Raw genomic sequence first — 5,428 nt, forward strand, 5'->3', positions numbered from 1 at the left:
AAAGCCGCAACCGGATCGAGATCATGTTTGGCCGCCTCAAGGACTGGAGGCGCGTTGCAACACGCTACGACAGGTGCCCCAACGTTTTCCTCTCCGCTGTCGCGCTCGCTGCTACCGTCCTGTTCTGGCTATGAGTCCTGACCCTAGACAGGCCGGGCACACGCGTCCCGCTGTTCGAATTCCCTGTTTTATGGGAGGTCAAAATCGGTCGGATGACACGCAGACCGGCAATCGATGCGGTTCCGCGGCCTCGCCGTCGCAGAACCCCCGTTCAGAACGATGAGGGCGGCCCAATCGGGCGGCCACGCCTTGATATCAACCCACCCCCAAGGCCGGCCTGAGGCCAGTGAACGGGCTGGGGCGACGGCGCGATGTTTGCTATTTCCGATGACGTTAGCGTTCAAATTGCGCGGGCACGGATGAGCGCGTCACCGAGTCGAGCCTGGTAGCTCGTTGAGGGGACGGCACTTACCCTGCGAAAAGCGCCCGAGCAATCCTTGACGCCCCACATTTCAAATGCCCTGACCGCCGTCTTTTCCTCCAGCTGGAGCTAGAGTCCGGCCTGACGGTGAGGGTCGCGTCGTTCGTCTTTCCCGGCGTTCTGGCGGCATTCGCCGTCGTGCTCAGCCTGGGTTTGTCCCGAAGACTCTGGAAAGCCCGTCCGGTGCCCGCCACCGGATCAGGTACATAAGCCGGACCGCGGAGCCGACTTTAAGCCCGCAGGACAGCGAGAGGGAAACGGCTTAGGATATGGGGGAAAGGGGCAAAAGGGTGCCGCGGACGGCTCCGCGCGCCTGGTAAGCTTCGACTTCCGAGCTGAGACGAGTTCCCGGCGTAAGGTGCTTCCGTCCCGTCTTCACGCGAGCTGCCGAGACTATTCAAACCCGGTTCAGCACGTTCGGCGCACACATCTCTCCAGCCCGATCGGCCACTCGCGGTACGACGAGCGTAGTTGTGGAGAAGGAACATGTTCAAGCTCGCGATCGCCGGATTGGCACTCATCGTAGCCGCACCGGCCCTCGCCGAACCGCCGGCCCATGCCGGCCAATCCAACGGCCATGGGTATCAGAACCAGAGCTACTACAGCCAAGGCTATGGCTATGTTGAACCGCAGGGTCACGGCCGAAGTTACGGCTCTTACCAAGGCCAAGGGCATAGCAGTTACGGTAACGGTTATTCCAATTACGGCAACTATGGCTACGCCTCGAACCGGCACGCCCGTCGGGACTACCGCCGGGAAGTACGTCATGCGCGTCGCGACGCGCGCCGGTACAACGAGCATGGTTACAACCACTAGGATGCACAACGGCGCGGGCCACCGTGCCGTTGTCACTTCTGAAGAGTGACAACGCGTCTGACACGCAAGAGTACGGAGAAGGTCGCGGGCGTGCGGCTTTAGGCAATCTTTGCTCTGACACCCGCAATTAGGAGCCTCCGCGCCACTTCGAGAGCCACGCCGAAAACTAGGTGCGAGACAAAGCCGCGCAGGTGCGTCGAAGCCGCGACCTCCGAAGCGGGGGGACTAAAGCCCAACGCCGGCATCGCCATCTCGTCGGCGACCAGCGACACCGCCGCTCCGTAGGCGGTTCCGAACCCAGCGCTGGTCTCTGGGCGAACCTCCACCGCGGCTCCGTAGAGAGCGCCGAGAAACACCCCAAAGCCGTAATGAACAGCTGCTCCCGCAGGCTCACGATATCCCTCCGGTACCGGTTTCCCTACGGTAGCTTCCGTTACAGCGTCGGCCACCTTGACGGTGTTGGGCTCGTCTCCGACATCCCTATCGCCCGAAGCGGCTTTCCAGGCTTCGTGGAACTCGGACATTACCCACGAGGCCACCAACCCCGCCGCCGCGCCCGTCACAGCGCCTTCGATTACGCGCTCTGTGTTCACATCCATCTCTCCGGCGCCTTGTCTAAAAGCTCATTCTAACCGTCGCTCGCACTGTCATCGGCGCACCGGGCATGATGTTGTTGTCGTTGTAGGCGGACGAGAAATAATCGCTGTTGAGCAGATTCTCGACGTTGATTTGCGCCTCGATCTGGGGGGTGAGCTTGAAGAATGCCGCGGCATCGACGCGCGTGAAGGCGGGCAGGATGGCGGTGTTGCTGATGGAGGTGAAGCTCTTCGACTGGTGATAGACCCCGACCCCGGCCCCAAGGCGAGGGGTGAGGTCGTAGCGGGTCCACAGCGAAGCCTGCTGTTTGGGAACCAGCGGAACCTCGCGCCCGGCCGGGGCGGCACTCGTCGTTTTGCGAATCTCCGCGTCCTGCAGCGCATAGCCCGCGCTGATCTGCCACTGGGGTGTGATCGCACCGCTAAGGCCGAGTTCGAGCCCCTTACTGCGCTGCGCACCCGTCAGCACCGTCCGCGCGGCGTCATTGGGGTCGGCCGCGCGGGTGTTGGTGCGGTCAAGCTGGTAGATGGCGGCGGTCAGGTTCAGCGTCGGGCGGATATCCCATTTGAGGCCAAGCTCGTAATTGTCGAACCTCTCCGGCTCCAGCGCGGCGCTGGTGACATCGAGCGATGAGAATTGATCCCCCGACTGCGGCAGGAAGGACCGGCTATAGCTGGCGTATATCGAGACAGGTTGCACCGGCTTGAGCACCACGCCCACTCGGGGAGACCAAAGCGTGTCGGTCCGGCGATAGCTCTGCCCGGCAACCAGGTCGTCGACGTTAAGCGTGAAGCGGTCGCGGCGAACGCCGCCGATCAGATCGACATGGTCGCCGATCGAGATCTGGTCCTGCACATAGAAGGCGGCGGCGTCGGCGTTCGTGCGGATTGACCGGTAGCCGGTATTGGGAGTGGTGCGCAGCGTGACCGGCGGCACCGTGATCGGGTCGGCCAACCCGACAAAGACGCGCCGCCCCCCGTTGACGATATCACCACCCCCGAAAAAGCCGTTGATCCGCTGGTTGCGCGTGCGCTGGTCGCTAATTTCGAAGCCAGCGAGCAGCACGTGGCGGACGGGTCCAGTGGTGACCCTCCAAACAAGGTCGTTCTGGTTGAGCAGGTTCTTGCGTGTCGTGGGATCGCTATACGCTTCGAGGCCGACGCTCTGGACGCCGCCGCGCGACGTGACCGGGGTGACCGGAAAGGCGTTCCGATAGAGCTTGTCGTAATCACCATACAGGACCCGACTGGTCAGGGTCAGATTGTCGCTGAAGCGGTGCTCGACGCGCCCATTCAGGACCTTGGCCTCGAAATCGCTGACGTTGAATCCCGGCACACCGAAGAAGGTGTCGCGGGCGCCGGTGAGCGGGCGTGACGGGCTCGTCAGCGAGCCCTGAACGGCCGAGGGGACGCCTCGGTCGATCGTTCGCCTGTCGCTGTTATATTCGAACCCCAGATCGATCCGGGTTGCACCGCCGAGCGAGAGCGCGACGGTCGGGTTGATCGCAACCCTGCGCCCATCATAGAAGTCGCGATTGTTTCGGAACTCCTCGTAAACGGCGTTCAGCCGAGTGGACACGGACTCGCTGAGTGGCTGACTGATGTCGGCGTCGATATACCATGCGCCATATGTGTCCGCCGAACCGCTGCCGCTGATGAAGGCGTTGGCGACAGGACGCTTGGTGACGCGGTTGATGACGCCTCCACCGCCGCCGCGCCCGAAGATCATCGCGTTGGGGCCTTTCAGGACCTCGATCCGCTCTGCGTTGTAGAGGCCGCGGTAATATTGCACGTCGTCGCGCAGGCCGTCGACAAAGAAGTCCGCGGTGCTGCTGTTCCCGCGCAGGATGATCTGATCGCGGTGGCCCTCACCTTGGGAGATTACGGCGCCGGGGACATAGCGTAGTACATCGGCAATAGAGCGCATCGCCTGGTCGTCGATCTGCGTTTCCGTGATGATCGAGACCGCTTGGGGGACATCGTTGAGCTCGGTCGGTGTGCGCGTGGCGGTGCTGGTCGCATCGATCTGATAGCCGTCGCGGACGCCGGTCACGATGATCGTTTGCGAGGTGCTGCCGGGTCCCGGCAGGAACTGGTCTTGAGCCATTGCCGGGACGGTGAGCAGCCCGAAGCCGAGTGCAGTTCCAATACCAAGATTTCTCACCGTTGACCCTTTTGCGAATCTCTCTCAACCAACGCAATAGGTGATTTGAGAGTGCGTCGCAATAGCCCTTCGGGGTGGTCGCTGTCGGGCCCGTTGGCTTGCTCTCTAAAATATGAGACCAGCGAAACGGACTACGGCAATGTTACGAAGCCCGACGAGATCACTTATCAGAGCCTGAGTTGGCTTTGCCGTTGCATTACGCCGAACGTCCTCAGCCATGACATGGAAGAGAGCCGAGCCAGTGACGCTCACCGGACGACGATCTTGCCTTTCATGCCGAAAATCGAGTGCATGAAGTGCGAACAATGCACGTCGTAGGTTCCGATCCGGTTGACAACCAGGCGCACGTCCCCGCTTTCTCCGCCTTTCAGCTCGACTTCACCCTTGTTGATCGTCGACCGGCTGGCAGGGTCAATAGTGGCTTGCTCGAAAAAGGCCTTGGCGACAAAATTGTGGCCGCCCCCTGCCGTATTAACAAAGCGCAAGCGGTAGGGAACACCGCGTTGAAGCGTGATTGTGGCTGGAACGAAAGCGAAGTTCTTCATGTCGATTTCGATCGTCTGGGCATTCAACCAGTTCGGCGATTGAGCAAAGCCAGGCCCAGCGAGAAGCAGGCCGCAAACAGCGAGGCTTAGCGAGCGCATCGAACATCCCCAGTACAAGCGTATCATAGCACGGATTGAGCCGCAGGCTCATTTGGCCGTTCAAAAGCTGCATCGAAGCGAAAATCCCGAGAAAGGGACGTCAATTCCAACTTCCACGGCGCTAGATTCCGAGCCGATTGGCCTGCTTCGGCGTGCAAGGTGATGTTCATCGAGTAGGTTCGTCGTCGGAATCCGAATGGTGTACATGCAAGCGGGCTCGGTGCGAAACCCGCGTCCACCCAGGCATGCGAGGCAGCTCAAGGATCAAAAGAAGCATCAGAGCGGTTATGACAGCCAGATGATAGATCCCGTACGCGGCGCTTAACCCGACCGCTGCAGACGCCCAGAGCGTAGCTGCCGTTGTGAGCCCCGTCACGCGCCCAGCGTCGCGCAGGATGATGCCGGCGCCAATGAATCCTACTCCAGTAACAATTCCCGCAGAGATGCGACCTTGGTCCCCGATGGCGTTCGACACAAGTCCGAAGGCGCAGGCTCCTAGCGAAGCAGCCATGTAGGTTCGGATTCCGGCTTCCCTGCCGTGGTGCTCACGTTGCCAGCCAATTATGGCACCCAGCAACCCTGGTCTGCCCCCACCGAGTGGACCGATTGGTTTGTTAGTGCATTAAGCGCATCGCCGCCATATCCGGACGGAGGTGGAGCGAAGCGGAACCGGAGGCCGGATATGGCGGTGTCGCCGTTTCCGGTGCCGGTGGCCGGTAGCCCAGGC

At 61.5% G+C, this 5,428-nt stretch carries 7 protein-coding genes; 2 read left to right on the forward strand and 5 right to left on the reverse strand.

Annotated elements, in window-relative coordinates; genetic code table 11:
• Together F4U95_RS24315 and F4U95_RS24320 are read left to right on the forward strand one after the other, a co-directional pair.
• The coding region (locus tag F4U95_RS24315; protein WP_150426975.1) for a transposase at positions 1 to 134 on the forward strand (134 nt) is incomplete at its 5' end.
• Positions 135 to 967: 833 nt separating this feature from the next.
• Positions 968 to 1,297: a hypothetical protein gene (locus tag F4U95_RS24320; RefSeq protein ID WP_125458964.1), complete on the forward strand. Its 330-nt coding sequence runs from the start codon at positions 968 to 970 to the stop codon at positions 1,295 to 1,297.
• Between the two features lie 98 nt (positions 1,298 to 1,395).
• Here F4U95_RS24320 and F4U95_RS24325 read toward each other — a convergent pair whose 3' ends face one another.
• The 5 genes from F4U95_RS24325 to F4U95_RS24345 form a co-directional block, all read right to left on the reverse strand.
• Positions 1,396 to 1,896 (reverse strand): DUF1440 domain-containing protein, encoded by a 501-nt coding sequence (locus tag F4U95_RS24325; protein ID WP_066551370.1) that lies wholly within the window; start codon positions 1,894 to 1,896, stop codon positions 1,396 to 1,398.
• A gap of 16 nt (positions 1,897 to 1,912) precedes the next feature.
• A complete protein-coding gene (locus tag F4U95_RS24330; RefSeq protein WP_150426982.1) occupies positions 1,913 to 4,000 on the reverse strand; it encodes a TonB-dependent receptor in 2,088 nt (695 codons plus the stop codon).
• Between the two features lie 305 nt (positions 4,001 to 4,305).
• Entirely contained in the window at positions 4,306 to 4,701 is a 396-nt protein-coding gene (locus F4U95_RS24335) for a cupredoxin domain-containing protein (protein ID WP_084675478.1), read from the reverse strand.
• Positions 4,702 to 4,867: 166 nt separating this feature from the next.
• Positions 4,868 to 5,278, reverse strand: coding sequence for an MgtC/SapB family protein (locus F4U95_RS25495; RefSeq protein WP_198010903.1), 411 nt, complete (start codon positions 5,276 to 5,278; stop codon positions 4,868 to 4,870).
• 37 nt (positions 5,279 to 5,315) lie between these two features.
• The coding region (locus F4U95_RS24345; protein WP_150426544.1) for an integrase catalytic subunit at positions 5,316 to 5,428 on the reverse strand (113 nt) is incomplete at its 5' end.

This window comes from Sphingobium limneticum, assembly GCF_008710165.1.
In the GTDB taxonomy this organism is placed as follows: Bacteria; Pseudomonadota; Alphaproteobacteria; order Sphingomonadales; family Sphingomonadaceae; genus Sphingobium; species Sphingobium limneticum.

Bases quoted from the DNA above. Each gene is read 5' to 3' on its own strand.
- F4U95_RS24320 (WP_125458964.1), top strand. From the start codon at position 968: ATGTTCAAGCTCGCGATCGCCGGATTGGCACTCATCGTAGCCGCACCG.
- F4U95_RS24325 (WP_066551370.1), bottom strand. From the start codon at position 1,896: ATGGATGTGAACACAGAGCGCGTAATCGAAGGCGCTGTGACGGGCGCG.
- F4U95_RS24330 (WP_150426982.1), bottom strand. From the start codon at position 4,000: ATGGCTCAAGACCAGTTCCTGCCGGGACCCGGCAGCACCTCGCAAACG.
- F4U95_RS24335 (WP_084675478.1), bottom strand. From the start codon at position 4,701: ATGCGCTCGCTAAGCCTCGCTGTTTGCGGCCTGCTTCTCGCTGGGCCT.